Below are 18,119 nucleotides of genomic sequence, written 5' to 3'. Positions count from 1 at the left end.
TTAATTAACGAAATGCTAAAATCTCTTATAAATCAACGACCTGTGTAAAAGTCGTATCTTGAATAAGTTGGGTAATTTTTTCAATTTGAGAAGCATGTAAATCTGAATAGTGACGATCATCAACCACGACTTGATGTCCCGCTTCAAAGTAATCAAAAGCGCGCTCTATCGCTTCCATTCGTTCACCTCTAATTAACACTGTTTCGTAGTTTCTTGAGGTGTTCGCGATGACTGTTTGCACATCCCTTACGACCTGCCCCACAATGGTAACACCTGGTCCTAGGCGTTCAGGCAACATTTCAACTTGTTCTACAATTGTATTCACCGTTCCACTTATCACGCGTTGGTTAGGATGGGTGGCATTAAAGACAATCACTACTGGAAAATCGATTCCCATTTTATTTTTAATATCATGCATTAATCGAGGTAAACGTTTAATCCCCATATAAATGGCTAACGTACCACCATGTTCTAAAGTCGTCATATCAATTTCATTTTCTTCGTTGTTTTTAAAGTGGCCCGTCGTAAAAGTAATATTTGTCGATACATTTCGTTCTGTTAATCCTCTTCCTAGTTGACTCACTGCAGCACTCGCAGCCGTAATCCCCGGAACAATCTCATAATCAATATGGTACGCACGTAACGTTTCGACTTCTTCAGCGACCCGCCCAAATATAGCAGGGTCGCCTCCTTTGAGTCGTACAATGGTTTGCGGAGTTTGTGCCTTTTCGACGAGTAACTGATTAATACGCTCTTGCTTAATATATTTCGTATAAGGCGTCTTACCTACGTGAATCCATTCTGTCTCTGGTGAAGACAAATGAAGTAAAAATGGATGAACTAACTGATCATATAAAATGACATCTGCTTTTTGGAGGCAACGCTCTGCTTTTTTAGTTAGTAAACAGGGATGTCCTGGCCCTGCGCCAATAAGATAGACTTTAGGTTGAGACGCGTTTAAGGCAGACATACGTAAATATCTCCATCTACAATTTCAACAGGATAGGTCGCGACACATCCTTCATCAGGCGCTTGAACTTCACCGGTATTCAAATCAATTTTCTGATCATGTAATGGACAAAAGACATAGTCTCCGCTCACTGTTCCTTCTGATAAAGGACCTTGTTTATGAGGACAAACGTTATGAATAGCTTTAATTTCACCCGCTTCAGTTAGAAACAAGCCTATCTCTAAATCTCCGACAATGACTTTTTTACCAATTAAAGGCTCTAATTCTGAAACTTTAGCAACTTTAACTTTTTCCTTTAACATATGCCTCACACCTTCTCAACTTCAAATATTTTCTGTTTCATTTCATCTTGAACAATCTCATTCCATGGTTCTTTGGAAACGGCCACTTTTGCTTCCATAATGCGTTCATAGAGTGCTTCTTGTTTTTCAGGATCCAAGACAACCGATTTGACTTGATCAAAGCCTATACGTCTTAACCATGGCGCTGTACGCTCAGCATAAATTGCTGTTTCACGATAATACTGCATATAAGCGCCACAAAGTTTAACCACTTCATCTTCTGTTTCAACCGTAGTTAAATGTTCAGCGATTTCCACAGTTGTACCGCCATTACCCCCTACGTAAATTTGGAAGCCATTTTCAACACCGATTACACCGAAATCTTTGACGCCTGATTCTACACAACTTCTTGGGAATCCAGAGACACCCATTTTAAATTTATGTGGCGTATCAATATATTCGAATGTTTTTTCTAAACGTATACCTAATTTTGTTGTATATTGTGTGCCAAATCGACAGAATTCTTTACCTACACAACTTTTAACAGAACGTGTTTTCTTACCGTATGCAGAAGCTGAGCGCATATCTAAATCTTCCCATACTTTTGGTAATTCTTCTTTTTTTACACCATATAAACCAATCCGTTGTGAACCTGTCACTTTAACGAGAGGTACATCATATTTTTTTGCTACTTCACCGAGACGAATCAATTGATCTGCATCTGTCACACCGCCACGCATTTGAGGAATCACAGAGAATGTACCATCATTTTGAATATTGGCATGATAGCGTTCATTGGCAAAGCGTGATGCAATTTCATCTTCATGATCTTCCGGATAGACCATGTTTAAATAATAGTTCAGTGCAGGTCGACATTTTGGACAACCGCCTTTATCTTTAAAGTCTAATACATGACGCACTTCTTTTGACGTTTTTAATCCTTTTGCGCGAATTTGTGTCACAATCTGATCTCTTGATAAATCTGTACAGCCACAAATACCCGTTGGTGCACTTGCTTCAAAGTCATCACCAAGTGTATATTCAAGTAATTCTGCAATTTGTCCTTTACACTTACCGCAAGAATTACCGGCCTTTGTCACACGTGTGACATCGGCAACTGACGTTAAACCTTGTTCTGTAATCGCGTTGACAATTGTACCTTTAGAGACCCCGTTACAACCACAAATTGTCTCATCGTCATCCATTTCTGCCACACTAATAGCGTCAACTTCACCCGCTTTATGCAAGATGGATACTAATGTATAATCATCAATAGTTTCGCCTTTTTTCATCATATTGTAGAAGCGATTACCTTCTTCTGTGTCTCCATAAAGTACTGCGCCGACAATCGCTTTATCTTTAACGAAGACTTTTTTATAAATATTATCGACACCATTAAACGTCTCAATACCATGGACTTCATCGTTTTCAGTAATTTGACCTGCACTAAAAAGATCACAACCCGAAACTTTTAAAGAAGTGAAAGTCGTTGAACCTTGATAGCCTTCAGTTGGACGACCTGTTATATGATCCGCTAAAATTTTGCCTTGTTCATACAATGGGGCAACTAAACCATACACTTTTGAGCGGTGCTCAGCGCACTCACCCACCGCATAAATGTTAGGATCACTCGTTTTCATAAAGTCATCGACAATGATACCACGTCCAATTTCTAAGCCTGCTGCACGTGCTTCTTTTGTGACAGGTCGAATACCAACAGCCATTACAACCATATCGGCATCTAATACACGACCATCAGATAATCGGATGCCTTCTACATTTTTCTCGCCTAAGATTTCTTGCGTATTGGCTTGAAGTTCAAATTTAATACCTTGTTTTTCTAAATCTTTTTTAAGGAGTTCACCGGCTTTGCGATCTAACTGAACCTCCATGAGCCACTCTGCTAAATGAACAACTGTAACATCCATCCCTTGATCAACGAGACCTCTTGCACATTCTAGTCCTAAAAGTCCCCCACCAATGACGATTGCTTTTTGTTTCGTTTTCGCGATCTCTAACATTTTCTCTGTGTCATCAATGGTTCTAAAACCGACAACACCTTCTAAACGTGAACCATCAATCGGTAAAATAAAAGAATCTGAGCCCGTTGCGATAATCATTTGATCATAGCCCACAATTTGACCTTGTTCTGTTTCAACTTGTTGTTTTTCGCGATCAATTTGAACAACCTTATCACCTGTAATAAGCTGAATATGATTTTCTTCATACCATTCATAAGGATTCATTATGGTTTCTTTTACAGTCATTTTATTTTGTAAAATGTTAGATAACATGATTCGGTTATAGTTAGGGTACGGTTCTTTACCAATAATTGTGATATCAAAGCGCTCAGGATCTCGCTCTAATATTTCTTCTATTGTACGGACACCTGCCATTCCGTTACCCACCATTAATAATCTTGTTTTACTCATGGAAATCCTCCTCAAGCGTTTCTAAATACGCTTTTATTTTTGCGCCGTATGCTTGTGTGCGTTGAATAGATTGCCCTTCAGAACTCACACTAATTGTCATTTCGTTGTGTACAAAATCGAATGAATTATAAAAATCAGATTGTCGTCGATCTCCAGTGTGGTTCACCCACTGTTCAGGACGCGCATCATCATGCACTTGCTGGTTCACCTTTACATCATTCGTTGCGATGATGATGAGATTGGCATCCGCAATGTCTTTTGAATCATAAGCTTTTTTATCCAAAGTGATATGGGGTGCCCACGTCCTTGTGTAAAATGCCGGATTAAATTCAGGACTAACCACTTTAACCGTCTTTGCTTCATGCATGACCTTTTTAAATTTCCGCCAAGCGATTTTCCCACCACCAATGATGACGACCGTTTTATTAGATAAATTTAACTGTATTGGATACACGGGACACCTCCTCGACATTCAGATAAACGACTTAAGATGATTTCTTTTAATATCGGGTGAAAGTTGATGGCATTTGTAAATTTAACTTCACACGGTAACTGCATCATTCTAATTTGCGCCTTTGTCCGTTGTACTAAAAAACCATCAAATAAGAAAAACGGAACAATACATAAGGTGTCATGTTGTTGTGCAATTTGTAGTAACCGCGTTTTAAAATCTAATGCTCCATAGACCATGCTGGGATAGCAAGTTTCCTGAGCAGTCGAAAGTTGATTGGCAATACGCGTTAAGGCCAAATCTGGTTCATTGAATCTTTCACTACCGTGAGCAAGAAGCACCACCCCTACATTTTGACCCGATGTTCGTTCCATTGCTTCAATACGATAACGCGCCCACGTCTCCATCTTAGGATGTGTACCGAGTGGCTTCGTTAAATGAAAGACAATATTCGGATATTGAGCTTGCCACTTCTCTAAAGCCACGACTATATCTTCATAATAATGAGACGCTGAGAAAAGTAACAATGGCACAAGATATAAAGTGTCGGCACCTTGACGAATATGCTTTGTAAGCGTCGTATTCAAGTCTTTCGTTTCACTCTCTAAAAACGCAATATCATAATTTAACTTGTCACCTTCAAACAGTTGGTCAACAAATTGAATTAATTTTTGGTTGAGCTCGCCTTTTCTCATACCGTGTACAATTAATATGACTTTTTCCATCACTTCACCCCCACACATTTATTGTAGACGAAATCCATTTATTTATGTGATAAAATTCACAGAAAACATAAAAACTAGGGAATCCCCTCCAGCTGAATTTGAGGGAATTCCCTAGTTCAATCATGACTTTATTTCATATACTTTAACAACGTTTGAGTTGCCACTGCAACAACCTATTTGACCATATGATCATTCGTATCTTTAATACGACTTATTCATCTCAACATATCTCATTTATACCTCGTCTTTAAACAAGACGAATCCCGAGATATTATCACACTTTTTACGAAAATCTCGGACTTTTTATGAATGATTAAGTTCATTTGACACGCAAATTAAATGTTATCCTAGCACGATATTTAAGACTCACCTTCAAACCATGGTGGCGGTGCTAATAATGAACGATTAAAACGTTCGGGTATTAATACTTTAACCATCATGGCACCTTGATCACCACTCGGTTCTTCAAGCGTAAAAAATGTTTCATAGCCACGTCTTTCATATACATCTTTTAACCAGCTCATTTTACGTGCAGATGTCCCTAACACAACGGCCGGCGCTTTAAGCGTATCGCGCAATATCGTATTTTCAACATAAGACATCATTTGATGCCCATAGCCTTGCCCACTATAATCAGGATCCGTTGCAAACCACCAAACAAACGGGTATTTCGATACTGGATTTTTAGGCTCCCATGGGAAGCGAATACTTAACGTTGAAATCACTTCTCCATCTTTCTCCAATACATACGCAGCATTGTACTTAATATTCTTTTCGATCATTTCTAAATCGGCATTCACAGACGGCCAGTCGATGCCCACTTCTCTTAATGGCGTAAATGCACGATACATCAGTTGTTGCAATCTCTCAGCATCTTCCAATGTCGCCAACCGAATATTGATTTGAGACATTTTCTCTCCCCTTTTCCCATAAGATTCATAAGTAGATTATCAAATATAAAACAAGATAGAAAAGAATACGCTCCAACCGAAACGTATTCACCGTGAGTCATTATATGACCATCCAATTAAAAAATGAACGATCTCTGTAACTATAACGCTTTTCAGAATAATCAGAGACCTTATTCTACTCGACGTGAGCCGTTAAGATAAGCGTAAAGCAAGCCGACCATCAAGCCTCCACCAATATAGTTACCAACAAAAGCAAAGACGATATTTTTTAATACACCTAACCATGAAAGACCATCGAAATTATAGAAAATCATACCTACAAATAAACCTGCGTTATATACGACGTGTTCATAAGCCATAAATACGAAAATAATAACGCCAACTGCAATAAAGAAAGCTTTTGATAGACCTTCTTTAAATTGCATAGATACATAAATCCCAATATTAATAAAGAAGTTTGCAAAAATGGCTTTAACGAGTATCGCATGCCACGTTGGTTCAACCGTTTTGGCTGTCACAGTTGCAGTTAATGCGTGCACCATCTCTGGCGTCATTACTTTTGTAAAATACATTAAAATAAATAACACAAAAGCACCTAAAATATTGCCAATAAAGCAGACGATAAACAACCACATGGCCTTTGTGATTGAAATCGTTCGATAGTACATCCCTACTGTCATATACATAAAGTTACTCGTTAATAATTCAGAATGCGTCAAGACGATTAAGACTAAGGCAATGCTGAATGCGATAGCCCCCATTAAGTTGACCACACCGGGTAATGCACCGGCCATTTGTGTTTTAATGGCTAACATAAAGACCGTTACAATCGCTAACAAAAATCCAGACATCATAGATTTAACAATATAACGTGGCATTGCTCGATCAAGCATGACCTCTTTCATCGCTACCGCATGGATAATGTCATTGATTGTATGACGCGACGCATAGGTATCCTCAATTGTTTTTGACGGTTTTTGAATCCCCATTTCAAAGCCTCCATTTTAATTTTTAAGTTGATGTTTTGTTTTAATCTTGCTATTTCCATTTTACATGACGTACTACAAAGTTGTACATCACTAGCAGGGAATTAAAAAAAGGAAAGGGGATAGAAAATAAAATGAGTGATACAAGTTTTACTTTCTATCGCTTCCCTTTCCTTAAAAAACGTGACTGCCACATTCTAGTGACTTTTCAAATCAATTTGATTAGGAATGTTTATGCTTTTTCATTATTTTTAAGCCACTCGCAAATATACCGTAGCCAATCACTGTTTTTGTAAACCACTTAAAGAAACAGTTTGATGAATTGACTTTATCAAGTAAAGCAGGAATTGCTGCACTGATAAAATAAAGACCTAAAACTTTCAAATAACGTTCATTCATGACATCGTCCTCCTATGTAATAGATAATAAGTTCGCTTTAACTTGACGAATCCCCGCCTCTTTTTTATGACTGTCAAACTCCACAAATAGCACCAAAACATATTTTTGATGATACACATCTTCAATATCTACGCGTGCCGCGCCCTTATGTCCATGCGACAGCAAATGTGAAATTTGCACATGCTTTAACATTTCACGATGGTTCCATAAAAATAGTTTAAATTGGGTTAAGTCTTCAAAAATACGTGTTTCATTCAAGACGATTTGTAGCTGCGTGTACGTCATCACACGATCGAGCATGTCAGTATCATAAGTGATGCAGCCAATAATGAAATCGCGCAATTTTTTCATTTTCGGTGCGTTTCCACAGTCTAAATCACATTCAATCTGAACGGGTAATTCTACGTTGTTTGCATCTAAAGCAACGGGCGGTTGAAAGGTATAGCCAGCGATTTGCATGTCGACTTGTAGTTGCTCTGCTTCCTCTTTATTGAGTTCCATTAAATTCGTGACGGTTTGAAAGGTCACATTCTCTAATATTTTTAAATCTTCAACACCAAACTGTCTTAATTTTCTATATAAACTCATGGTATCAACCCCACTTTATTTGCCCCATTCTTATTTTATCACTTATTCATAAGTTTTATTTTTAATATTTTGACAATATCAGTAAAAGAAACTGCACCCACAACTCATTTATATTTTATGTTAAGTCGTAAAAAAGGTCAGTGAAATCAAATTTTTGATAATCTTACCTTCATAAATATAGTTGCTTATGGGCTGAAGCCTCAACTCAATTTGGCTTAATTGAAATAGAAATGCGCTGAGGCCAAATCAATTCATCGTTATTTTAGTTTATGTCGTGATTAATAAAATGAGGCAAAAGTGACTTGTTTTTAACTATAATAGTAAATGATGACGTATGTAAGCGAAGTATCGATGACAAGACTTATGAGGGAAATCATATAATAAGAAGTTTAATCATAAAAAAGGAAGCGCTCAGATGATTTTCTGTAAAATATCATCTGAACGCTATTTATTTTGGAGTTGATGCCCCAAGCACCTCATCATAAAGCTAAGGCAACTGCATATCCATTCACCTTTTGTTCAATGTATTGAAAATGTGATTGATTAAAAATTCGACATGCCTCGTTCATTCATATTTCCGTGACAATAAGGTGACTTTATAATAGGCCAAGCCATTGCCAATAAGTCATACTGAATAACACAACGAGCAAGTAGCCAATCACAGTAATCGGAATGCCTGCTTTCAAGAAATCTTTAACCGTAAATGTTTCAGTGCCGTATGCGAGCATACTTTGTGGTGAACTTACAGGCAATAAGAAGCCAAAACTAATCACAAATTGTTGGATAAGTACAAATCCAATCGCATGATCTCCTAAACTTAAAGTTGAAGTTAATGAGATGAATACTGGAATCAATGCTGAAGCTAAACTTGTCGCACTTGCAAATCCAAGATGGATTAGAATATTGAATAAAGAAATTAACGCGATCGTCGCAACGATTGGCATTCCTTTTAAGCCTAACAATCCAAATGTCGCATCACTCAACCACTGCGCGGCATGTGTTTGTAGCAATACATTTCCTAATGAAATTCCTACTCCAAAAACAATAATTGTTCCCCAAGGGATGCGCTGTTCAGCTTCTTTCCAACTCATAACACCAATTTTCGGCGTCAACATCACAGCTAAAGCTAACAGTGTGATTGATGATGAATCGATTGGATGTAATACTTTTTCTGTTGACCATAAAACTAATAATAATACAGAGATTATGATTAAACGCCACTCTTTAGGTTTTACAGGACCGAGTTCAGCGAGTTGTTGTTTAACGAGCTCTGTGCCACCTTCAATTTCATTTTTTTCCGGTGGTACGACTTTGAGCATGACAAAGTAGAGCACAATCGACATGACGATAGACCATGGCGCTGCATATAAAAACCACTCGCCCCATGAGACATCATGACCTAACTGATCATTGATAAAGTTAACTGCCACAATATTTTGTGCTGCTGCAGTTTTAATCCCTACATTCCATATCGAAACAGCTTGAACCGCTGTAATAATTAATAATGCTGCGAGTTTACTTTCTTTTGCAGCACCAAACGCAGCTACCATACCGAGTAAAATTGGCACAACTGCGCCTGCACGTGCAGTTGCAGAAGGTACGAAAAAGGCTAAAATAATCGAAACTAAGATAGCCCCAATGACGATACGCTTCGTTTTATTACCTACAAGAGATAACACTAATAAAGCAAGTCGTTTATGTAAATTTGTAACTTGCATTGCAGTTGCAAGAAACAGTGCGGCAGCGACTAACGCAACTGCACTAGATGAAAAACCGCTGAAGGCTAATTTTAATGCATTTCCTGTACCAAATACATCTGCCCCTTTTAAAACTTGACCACCGACTTTAGGGTTCCCAAGCGACTCAGTTAGATGTTGAACTGGACTAAAGCCAAGAAGTAAAATAATCAAGCCGACAATCATAGTCGCTGATACCGGGTAAGTGACCGCTTCAGTGACCCATAAAATGACTGCAAACGCTAAAATAGCTAACGCACATTTTCCCATCACTGGGAGTTGGTCTGACGTTGGTAATAAGAGCACTATGAAAAGTGCTACAAAACTTAAGATAAACCATAAAGGCTTAAATGTTGTTCCCTCTTTCTTCTTTGAAGATGTTGCCATACATGGCGCCCCCTTTGTTGAGATCTTTAACCTTATTGTAACAAGAAAGCGCTTTAAAAAGATATACGTGTTTTAACATTCACAAAATTTTAAAGATTTTTTACTCACTCACATTTAACTTTTGATCCCCATCGTGAATCCATTGACGCTTACGCATAAAATGATAAATCACATAAGTCACTGCGATAGGTAAAGCAAAGTGGAAAACAGCAATACGTAACCATGTATCTAATTGACTTCCCATCGTATGTATCGTCATAATTTGACCAACAAATCCGCTCGTGCCCATACCTGCACCTGCTGCATTATTAGTCATTGGGAACAATGTTGTCATAACCGGTGCAATAATTGCACTTGCGAGTGTAGGTGGGATAAGAATCAATGGTTTTAATAAAATATTTGGGACTTGCAACATACTCGTTCCAATTCCAATTGAAATCAAGCCACTAATGCCATTATCTTTATAGCCTGTTACAGCAAAGCCAACCATCTGACACACACATCCGATTGTTGCTGCACCTGCCGCCAATCCTGATAAATCAAGCATTAAGGCTAACGCAGCGCTAGAAATCGGCGCAGTCAGACACAAGCCAAAGATGACCGCAACTAAGATTCCCATTAAAAATGGTTGCTGTTCTGTAGAGATAACAATCACTCTCCCAAGGGCACGCATCATTTGATTTAAAACAGGGCCTAAAAACTTTGCCACAACGCCGCCTATCACTAATGTTAAAAATGGAGAGACAATGATATCGATTTTTGTTTTAGATGCATATAATCGACTCACTTCAACAGCGACCAAAGTTGCAAAATAGGCCCCTACTGCACCACCGGAAAACGTATCATAACCGAGCATCCCCACAATAACACTAGCAAAAATGACGAGGGGCTTTGCTTTCAACCCATAGGCAATGGCCGCGCCGATTGCAGCACCAGTTAAACTTTGTGCAACTGTTCCTATCTCGACTAAAAAGCCTAAATGGAGATTAGGAAATAATGTTTGTTTACCTAACGTTTGCATAATTAATCCAATAATTAAGGAGCTGAACAGCCCTAGCGTCATATAACTCAAACCTTCAATAAACCAACGCCTTAATAATTGTTTCACTTTTCTCACACTCTCTTCTTCAGTTTGTTAACATACAATTTTTTTATATTAACATCATACAAAAAATTCGTATTAAATAATAGAAACATCAGCAATGTTTTATCATAAGAGATGATTGGAAAAATAAACGCCATTAAAAAAGAACCGATGCGCGGGGACACATCGGTTCTACACCAACTAAGGCTTAACTTATCTTATCTTTAAAGGAGGTTTAGGATACTTGATTTTTTATCGGGGTGATCAAGTATACATACACTGAGATGAGTGTGAACAGTTTATCTAATGGGAATATTGATTTACTGTTCTATGTACAGTATACCCCTTGATTTTTAGTGACACATCCGCCAAGAGTACGGACTTTTTCTCAGACTCGAGAATGATAATTTTTTACAAATCGAAATGTTTCCTATTTACAAAAGTTTGGAACTTAGATATAATTGCATCCAGATACTTCTCACACATCTCTGATAAGATGAAGTGTCAAAGGTAAATTTGATTGTTCATTTTTCCTCAAGAGTAATCATATAAAACAATTGAATTCATTACCTAACTAAGGTGTCAGTCATTTTCTAACATGAGTCTTCCATAAAAAAACTCATGACTACAATGTTTAGAAGCATGAGCCGTTGATACGGTTTAACTTCTCTTTCCCCAGTATGCAAGCCTCCTATTATGGAGGCTTGTTTTTTATTGGTTTGGACTTCTCATCACTCCCTGTACCACTTATCGAAAGGAACATTTTTCTTAATGAGTCAGATTAATTTACCTTTTAAACATATCGATTTAGAATAAGACTATGAAAGATTTGTTTTAGAACATTTTAAAAAGTCGTTCATCAATGAATTAACAATATCAAAATATATTACTTTTTATAATGTTGAACTAAAAGGAGGCAATATTATGGGTATCAATGTTAAGGATTATGTTTCTGATCAATATGAACTGTTTATTGGCGGTGAATTTGTAAAGCCGGAATCTGGTGAGTACTTAGATGTCAACAATCCAGCAACAGGAGAAGTTTTAGCAAAAGTCGCTAAAGCCAATGATCAAGACGTTGACAAAGCGGTTAAAGCCGCACAAGACGCATTTCCAGAATGGAGCCGCAAATCCAAACAAGAACGTTCAAATTTATTACGTCAAATTCATGATAAATTAATGGAGAAAAAAGATCACTTTGCGACTATTGAAACATTAAACACAGGTAAGGCAATTCGCGAGTCTGCAAATATCGACATTCCTGCTGCAGCACGTCATTACCAATATTTTGCAAGTGTTGCGGATACAGATGAAGGTACTCTCAACAATATTGAAGACAATGTTATGAGCATTATTCAACACGAACCAATTGGTGTTGTCGGTGCTGTCGTTGCATGGAACTTCCCAATGCTACTTGCTTCATGGAAATTAGGTCCAGCTTTAGCTGCAGGTAACACAGTCGTTATCCAACCTTCTTCTTCAACACCGTTAAGTTTAATTGAATTAGCTAAAATCTTCCAAGAAGTTTTACCAGCAGGTGTTGTCAATGTCGTAACAGGTAAAGGTTCAGAATCTGGTAATGCCATTTTCAATCATGAAGGTGTCGACAAATTATCATTCACTGGTTCTACTGATGTGGGTTATCAAGTTGCAGAAGCAGGTGCAAAACGTATCGTACCAGCAACACTTGAACTTGGTGGTAAAAGTGCCAACATTATTTTAGATGATGCAAACCTAGATTTAGCTTTAGAAGGCATCCAACTCGGTATCTTATTCAACCAAGGTGAAGTATGTAGTGCAGGTTCTCGTTTACTTGTTCATGAAAAAATTTATGACACACTTGTACCACGACTTGTTGAAGCATTTAAACAAATTAGAGTTGGCGATCCACTTGATAGCGCTACACAAATGGGTTCTCAAACTGGCCAAGCACAAATCGATAAAATTCAAGGTTATATCGACTATGCGAAAGAAAACGATGCCAATATTCTCGTCGGCGGTCACCGTTTAACTGATAATGGATTAGATAAAGGTCATTTCTTTGAACCTACGCTTATCGAAGTAAAGGATAATAAAAATAAATTAGCGCAAGAAGAAATCTTTGGGCCCGTATTAACAATTATTAAAGTGAAAGACGATGAAGAAGCTATTCAAATCGCAAATGACTCTGAATACGGCTTAGCTGGTGGTGTTTTCTCAACAAATATTAACCGTGCATTAAATGTAGCTAAAAATGTCCGTACAGGTCGTGTATGGGTCAATACGTATAACCAAGTTCCTGAAGGGGCGCCATTCGGAGGCTACAAAAAATCAGGTATTGGTCGTGAAACTTATAAAGATGCCATTGCAAACTACCAACAAGTTAAAAATATTTATATAGATATTAGCAACGAAACAAAAGGTCTATACTAAATAACTTGAAACAACTTGTGTGAAAAATAATTTAATGACGCTCTCCTAAAATAAATAGAACGACGGAATCTTGTAGTGCACTTGATTCCGTCGTTTTCGTTATTCACTTTATGTTACATACGCTTTTGCACTCTATTCATTACTATGATTTAAATACTGTAACAAGTCCACTGACACACCTTAATTTTTTATTACACATGCTTGAAATTATGTGGATTATCACTATCTGGAAGCTCAATCATTTGCAATGCATCTTTGAGTTCTGTGAAGAGATCGTCACCTCTCCATTCTCGCGGATAGCCAAGACAAGAACAAAGATACGTCGTGCCATTTTCGGTGTATCTTTTTCTAAAATGAACATGCCCCATCACACTATACGCCACGTCATAATGTTCATAAACATAATCAAAATCTTGTGTCCCAATAAAAGCGTTGAAAAAATCGAAAATTCGATGCGGTAAAGGGACAACGAATTTTGGATGCGTTACAACATGTGTGACTAAAATAACTTTATGATGTAGATAAGGCTCTAATTGATGGAACACTGATTCTGCAAAACGCTTGGATAGCATCTGATCAGACTGTTCAAAATTCGTATGGACTTTATCTTGCCATGTCGCCCCGTAATGCTTACCTCTTTCCAATTTCTCCAAAGTATATTTGTTACTTGCAAAGTGATAATCATACCAGCCCATATGGCCAACGATAACAAATTGTCCTAATTCAAGCGGTTGATTGATGAGGCACTGGGGATGGGCTGTATATAAAGCTAAAATTTCTTCCGAGGTGATGATTTCATCAGCTTGACGCCAAATATCATGATTGCCTGGAATAAAATATACACCACACGCAACATTTTCGGTCAATTGCTTGATAAATCGCAATGTAGTGCTATAGTGATTGGAAATATCACCCGCAATGATCAACAAGTCTAACTCCTTTTGACGCGTCAATTGCGCTAGCGCTTCAATATAATCTTCCATCCGTAATTGTTGATGGCGATCAAAATGGATATCTGATAAAGTACCGATTTTCATCATGCTTCCCCCTTATAACTATTATCCCAGAATGCCAGTACAAACGTATAATATCTTGCTTTTTCACCGCCTTATCTTCTTATATTCGATATAGACAAAATTAAAAGACCTTTCTAAACGGAACATTTGAAACGTACCAGTTTGAAAGGTCTATGGTTTTATGAGTATATGCTTTTCCATCTATTCTCTTATTCTCTCTCGGTTAGTATTCTCATATTTTAAATATTATGCAGCAACGAGTTGTGCATAATCGTAAAGGCGTTCAGCGTCACGTAAACTAATATCATCTAATGTACGATAGCCAGAGCGGATGTCTGAAATAATACCTTGGCTTACACCAGTATGAATGTAAATTTCGTAACAACTTTGGTTAGAACGAATTAGTTCTAAAATTGCTTTTCTCATTTTTAACACATCCTTTAATTATTGCTTTCCTTTCCCTATTTGTATTATACACCTACTTCAACTTAATTTCATTATTTTTGTGATTGTATTCACATAATTATCATAATTAATCACTCACTACTTATTGCAGTATTTTGATTCAAATTGAGTAATTTTATACGTTTGAAAATTAATAATGTTTAAACTTTTATTAATTCACAAATATGTCATATTAAATCAATTTGATTTATCGCATTAAAACTTTAATGTGAAATACTTAGATAAATTTTAGTATTATGAACAATTAAACACTACATTCATTTTCACAATATATATAAATATATAATTAATTATGTTAACAACACGAAATATTGCATTTTTAGTATAATGTAAGGGCTTGCACAGCATCTAAAATGCCTTTATGATGAGGGTGTTTTGATAGCTATCCAAAACTTAAAAAGCAAATTAAGAGAGAAGGAAAAGTTATGGATTTTATTTTAGGAATTGGAACACTATTAGTCGTCTTATTGGCGATGACATTATTCTTAAAATTTGCACCAAACGGCAAAGTCAGCTTACAAGCCTTATCGGGTGCAGCATGTGCATCTTTTTTACCTGAGGCGTTTTTGAAATATGCCATTGGTGGCGTATTGCACTCGGAATACTTTATCAAATTAGGGGAAATTGCGGGTAGCTTAAGCGGGGTTGCAGTAGGTATTCTGACTTGCTTAAAGTTTGGTATCAACCCAGTTTTTGCCGTATTAACCGGTTTGGTGTTATTTGATTTTAAACTTTTACCTGCATTTATCGCAGCTTATATTGTCGGTTTTGGAATTAAAGTTATAGAAAAATATGTTCCTGAAGGTTTAGATTTGATTGTCGTTATTTTAGTCTCCCCTGCTTTAGCCTATGGGGTTGCATCTCTTGTTTCACCAAGTGTGATTGCTGTTCTTAAACAAATTGGTTCTGCAGTAACTGCTGTTGGTGATAATAACCCTTATGCGCTTGCACTTGTTATAGGTGCGATTGTACCTGTTGTAGGTATGACACCGCTCAGTTCGATGGTTTTCACAAGTTTACTTGGTTTAACAGGTATTCCAATGGCAATCGGTGCTCTAGGATGTATGGGTAGCTCGTTTGCAAACTTTGTACTGTTTAAAAAATTAAAAATTGGTAACTCCGGTAAAGCATTTGCAGTAGCCATTGAACCGCTCACACAAATTGATATCATTGCAAAATATCCCATTCAGCTATACGGTACCAACGCAATCGTAGGCATGGTCAACGGCTTATTTATCACTTACATGGGTATCGTCGTTAACCAACCAGGTATGGCAACACCGATTGCAGGTCCGATTGTTGCTCTAGGCTTTAATGATGCATTGCGTACAGCCATTACGATCGTTGTTGTCGCAATCATTAGCATCCTTTTAAGTTATATCATCAGTACATTTATTAGCAAAAAACGACTTACTTTCAATGTGCATACACCTCAATTAAAACAACAAACTAGTTAAGGAGTGGAACGCATTATGGCTCGTACAAAAGATTACCAAAGTGCATTCGATATTATTGGTCCAGTAATGATGGGCCCTTCAAGTTCACATACAGCAGGCGCCGTTAAAATCGGAAAAGCTGCACGCGCGATTCTAGGTGATACACCTGAAAAAATTAAAGTGCATTATTATGAATCTTTCGCAGAAACACACCGTGGGCATGGAACTGATTTAGCTATCATCGGAGGCTTACTTGATTTCAATACATCTGACCCACGTATTAAGTCCTCTACAAAAATCGCTAAAGAACAAGGCATCGATTTTGAATTTATTGAAGGACCTGGAACCAGTCTAGGCGAACATCCGAATTGCGCATTGATTCAATTAGATCATGGCTCGCGTCACGTCGAATTAAATGGAATTTCTATTGGTGGTGGCGCATTTAAAGTGAAAAGTATCCACGTCAATCAAATGTGTATTCTCATGTCACACACACCGAATATTCTCGTTATTGATGGCGAATGTACGATTTCTGAAGTGAATCATTTAATTAATCAACTTGTTGAAAAAGAAGTAGATATTAATGAAGAGATTAAAACGATGAACGAAGGTCGTTGTCTTCTAGCACTACATTTAAATAAGCCCATTGATGAAGCATTGTTAACTTCATTAAAAACGGCTTATCCTTGCTTAAACTTCTCATATATACAATAAAACGGAGGGATTTCTATGTTTGATACTATGGAAGAATTAATCACGTATGCTGAGCAACACGACACAACTTTTGCAGAAATTATGATTGCGCAGGAGATGTCTACACGCGGCATGTCTAGAGAAGAAGTCCTTGATATGATGCAACAAAACTTAGATACAATGCGGGACGCTGTTGAAAAAGGAACAACAGGTAAAGGCGTTAAAAGTGTTACAGGCTATACTGGACAAGATGCCATTAAAGTTCATGAATATAATCAAAATCATCAAGCATTATCAGGTTACGATATGATGACAGCTGTAAAAGGTGCGATTGCTACAAATGAAGTCAATGCAGCAATGGGTATTATTTGTGCGACCCCTACAGCAGGTTCTTCAGGAACAATACCGGGTGTACTCTTCAAATTAGAAGCTTCTCATGAGTTAAGCAATGAACAAATGCTCCAATTTCTATTTGCTGCCTCGATGTGCGGTATGATTATTGCAAACAATGCCTCGGTAGCTGGGGCTACAGGTGGATGCCAAGCTGAAGTTGGTACAGCTTCAGCCATTGCTGCAGCTGCTGCAGTCGAAACGTTTGGGGGCACACCTCAACAAGCAGGTCATGCAATTGCTATCAGCCTAAGTAACTTATTAGGTCTCGTTTGTGACCCAGTCGCTGGGTTAGTTGAAATCCCATGCGTAATGCGCAACGCGATTGGCTCTGGCAATGGACTTATTTCTGCAGATTTAGCATTAGCGGGGGTTGAAAGCCGTATCCCTGTTGATGAAGTTATAATGGCAATGGATAAAGTAGGACGAAATTTACCTGCTTCATTGCGTGAAACTGGTATCGGTGGTCTTGCTGGAACTCCGACTGGGCAAGCAATTAAAGAAAAAATCTTTGGACATACGCAGAAAAAAGAAATATTCTCTTAATTGATTTTTAGGTTGAACAATCAACCTAAAAACAAAATGAATCCGAGACAAAAATTTTTAATGTACTTGCCTCCATGGACTCGCTTGCTTAGGGACTCAAGTCTCATATTTAAGCAGAAACGCGATGAGGCTATCCCCTCGGTAAGCGAGGTTTTATCATACAAAAGAAGCGCTGAGACGATTTTCTATTAAAAATCATCTTGGCGCTATT

The 18,119-nt window shown here is 37.6% G+C and carries 16 protein-coding genes and 1 pseudogene; 4 read left to right on the top strand and 13 right to left on the bottom strand.

What is annotated here, in order from left to right; genetic code table 11:
* Nucleotides 1–25 precede the first annotated feature (25 nt).
* The 11 genes and pseudogenes from cobA to CD118_RS04775 all read right to left on the bottom strand — a co-directional run bounded on the left by cobA (nt 26) and on the right by CD118_RS04775 (nt 10,974).
* Nucleotides 26–970, bottom strand: coding sequence for a uroporphyrinogen-III C-methyltransferase (gene cobA / locus CD118_RS04820; RefSeq protein ID WP_103356343.1), 945 nt, complete (start codon nt 968–970; stop codon nt 26–28).
* Complete coding sequence (gene nirD / locus CD118_RS04815) at nt 958–1,272, bottom strand: nitrite reductase small subunit NirD (RefSeq protein ID WP_016426190.1); 315 nt, start codon at nt 1,270–1,272, stop codon at nt 958–960. Before nirD ends, cobA begins: the two co-directional genes overlap by 13 nt.
* A gap of 5 nt (nt 1,273–1,277) precedes the next feature.
* Complete coding sequence (gene nirB, locus CD118_RS04810; RefSeq protein ID WP_103356342.1) at nt 1,278–3,683, bottom strand: nitrite reductase large subunit NirB; 2,406 nt, start codon at nt 3,681–3,683, stop codon at nt 1,278–1,280.
* Nucleotides 3,676–4,137 (bottom strand): precorrin-2 dehydrogenase/sirohydrochlorin ferrochelatase family protein, encoded by a 462-nt coding sequence (locus CD118_RS04805; protein WP_103356341.1) that lies wholly within the window; start codon nt 4,135–4,137, stop codon nt 3,676–3,678. Before CD118_RS04805 ends, nirB begins: the two co-directional genes overlap by 8 nt.
* Entirely contained in the window at nt 4,119–4,859 is a 741-nt protein-coding gene (locus CD118_RS04800; RefSeq protein ID WP_103356340.1) for a sirohydrochlorin chelatase, read from the bottom strand. Before CD118_RS04800 ends, CD118_RS04805 begins: the two co-directional genes overlap by 19 nt.
* Before the next feature lie 359 nt (nt 4,860–5,218).
* A complete protein-coding gene (locus tag CD118_RS04795; protein ID WP_060829446.1) occupies nt 5,219–5,770 on the bottom strand; it encodes a GNAT family N-acetyltransferase in 552 nt (183 codons plus the stop codon).
* Nucleotides 5,771–5,940: 170 nt separating this feature from the next.
* Nucleotides 5,941–6,759 (bottom strand): formate/nitrite transporter family protein, encoded by an 819-nt coding sequence (locus CD118_RS04790; protein ID WP_050330020.1) that lies wholly within the window; start codon nt 6,757–6,759, stop codon nt 5,941–5,943.
* Nucleotides 6,760–6,978: 219 nt separating this feature from the next.
* Nucleotides 6,979–7,155: a hypothetical protein gene (locus CD118_RS11975; protein WP_164905406.1), complete on the bottom strand. Its 177-nt coding sequence runs from the start codon at nt 7,153–7,155 to the stop codon at nt 6,979–6,981.
* Between the two features lie 12 nt (nt 7,156–7,167).
* Nucleotides 7,168–7,743 carry a hypothetical protein gene (locus CD118_RS04785; protein ID WP_060829445.1) on the bottom strand — a complete coding sequence of 192 codons (576 nt, stop codon included), beginning with the start codon at nt 7,741–7,743 and terminating at the stop codon, nt 7,168–7,170.
* 596 nt (nt 7,744–8,339) lie between these two features.
* Nucleotides 8,340–9,871 (bottom strand): annotated as a pseudogene (locus CD118_RS04780) (SLC13 family permease); the annotation flags it as partial.
* Between the two features lie 95 nt (nt 9,872–9,966).
* Nucleotides 9,967–10,974: a PTS sugar transporter subunit IIC gene (locus CD118_RS04775; protein WP_050345222.1), complete on the bottom strand. Its 1,008-nt coding sequence runs from the start codon at nt 10,972–10,974 to the stop codon at nt 9,967–9,969.
* 900 nt (nt 10,975–11,874) lie between these two features.
* Here CD118_RS04775 and CD118_RS04770 point away from each other — a divergent pair.
* The gene (locus CD118_RS04770) at nt 11,875–13,362 is read left to right on the top strand and encodes an aldehyde dehydrogenase family protein (protein WP_060829443.1); all 1,488 of its coding nucleotides are present in this window, start codon (nt 11,875–11,877) and stop codon (nt 13,360–13,362) included.
* Nucleotides 13,363–13,553: 191 nt separating this feature from the next.
* On the opposite strand, the gene CD118_RS04765 is transcribed toward CD118_RS04770, so the two are convergent.
* Together CD118_RS04765 and CD118_RS04760 are read right to left on the bottom strand one after the other, a co-directional pair.
* Nucleotides 13,554–14,399, bottom strand: a complete 846-nt coding sequence (locus CD118_RS04765) for a metallophosphoesterase (RefSeq protein ID WP_060829442.1) — start codon at nt 14,397–14,399, stop codon at nt 13,554–13,556.
* 225 nt (nt 14,400–14,624) lie between these two features.
* A complete protein-coding gene (locus CD118_RS04760) occupies nt 14,625–14,804 on the bottom strand; it encodes a hypothetical protein (RefSeq protein WP_016426178.1) in 180 nt (59 codons plus the stop codon).
* 464 nt (nt 14,805–15,268) lie between these two features.
* Here CD118_RS04760 and CD118_RS04755 point away from each other — a divergent pair, with 464 nt between their 5' ends.
* The 3 genes from CD118_RS04755 to sdaAA are packed head-to-tail and all read left to right on the top strand — an operon-like array spanning nt 15,269 to nt 17,908.
* On the top strand, nt 15,269–16,300 hold the full coding sequence (locus CD118_RS04755) for a PTS sugar transporter subunit IIC (protein ID WP_060829441.1): 1,032 nt from the start codon (nt 15,269–15,271) through the stop codon (nt 16,298–16,300).
* 15 nt (nt 16,301–16,315) lie between these two features.
* Nucleotides 16,316–16,993 carry an L-serine ammonia-lyase, iron-sulfur-dependent subunit beta gene (gene sdaAB, locus CD118_RS04750; protein ID WP_103356339.1) on the top strand — a complete coding sequence of 226 codons (678 nt, stop codon included), beginning with the start codon at nt 16,316–16,318 and terminating at the stop codon, nt 16,991–16,993.
* Nucleotides 16,994–17,008: 15 nt separating this feature from the next.
* A complete protein-coding gene (gene sdaAA / locus CD118_RS04745; RefSeq protein ID WP_060829440.1) occupies nt 17,009–17,908 on the top strand; it encodes an L-serine ammonia-lyase, iron-sulfur-dependent, subunit alpha in 900 nt (299 codons plus the stop codon).
* The last annotated feature ends 211 nt before the right edge of the window (nt 17,909–18,119 follow it).

Origin of the sequence: Staphylococcus coagulans (genome assembly GCF_002901995.1) — a bacterium.
Classification (GTDB): Bacteria; Bacillota; Bacilli; order Staphylococcales; family Staphylococcaceae; genus Staphylococcus; species Staphylococcus coagulans.
Note: the sequence above shows the minus strand (reverse complement) of the source record. Positions and strands in the feature narration are given on the sequence as shown.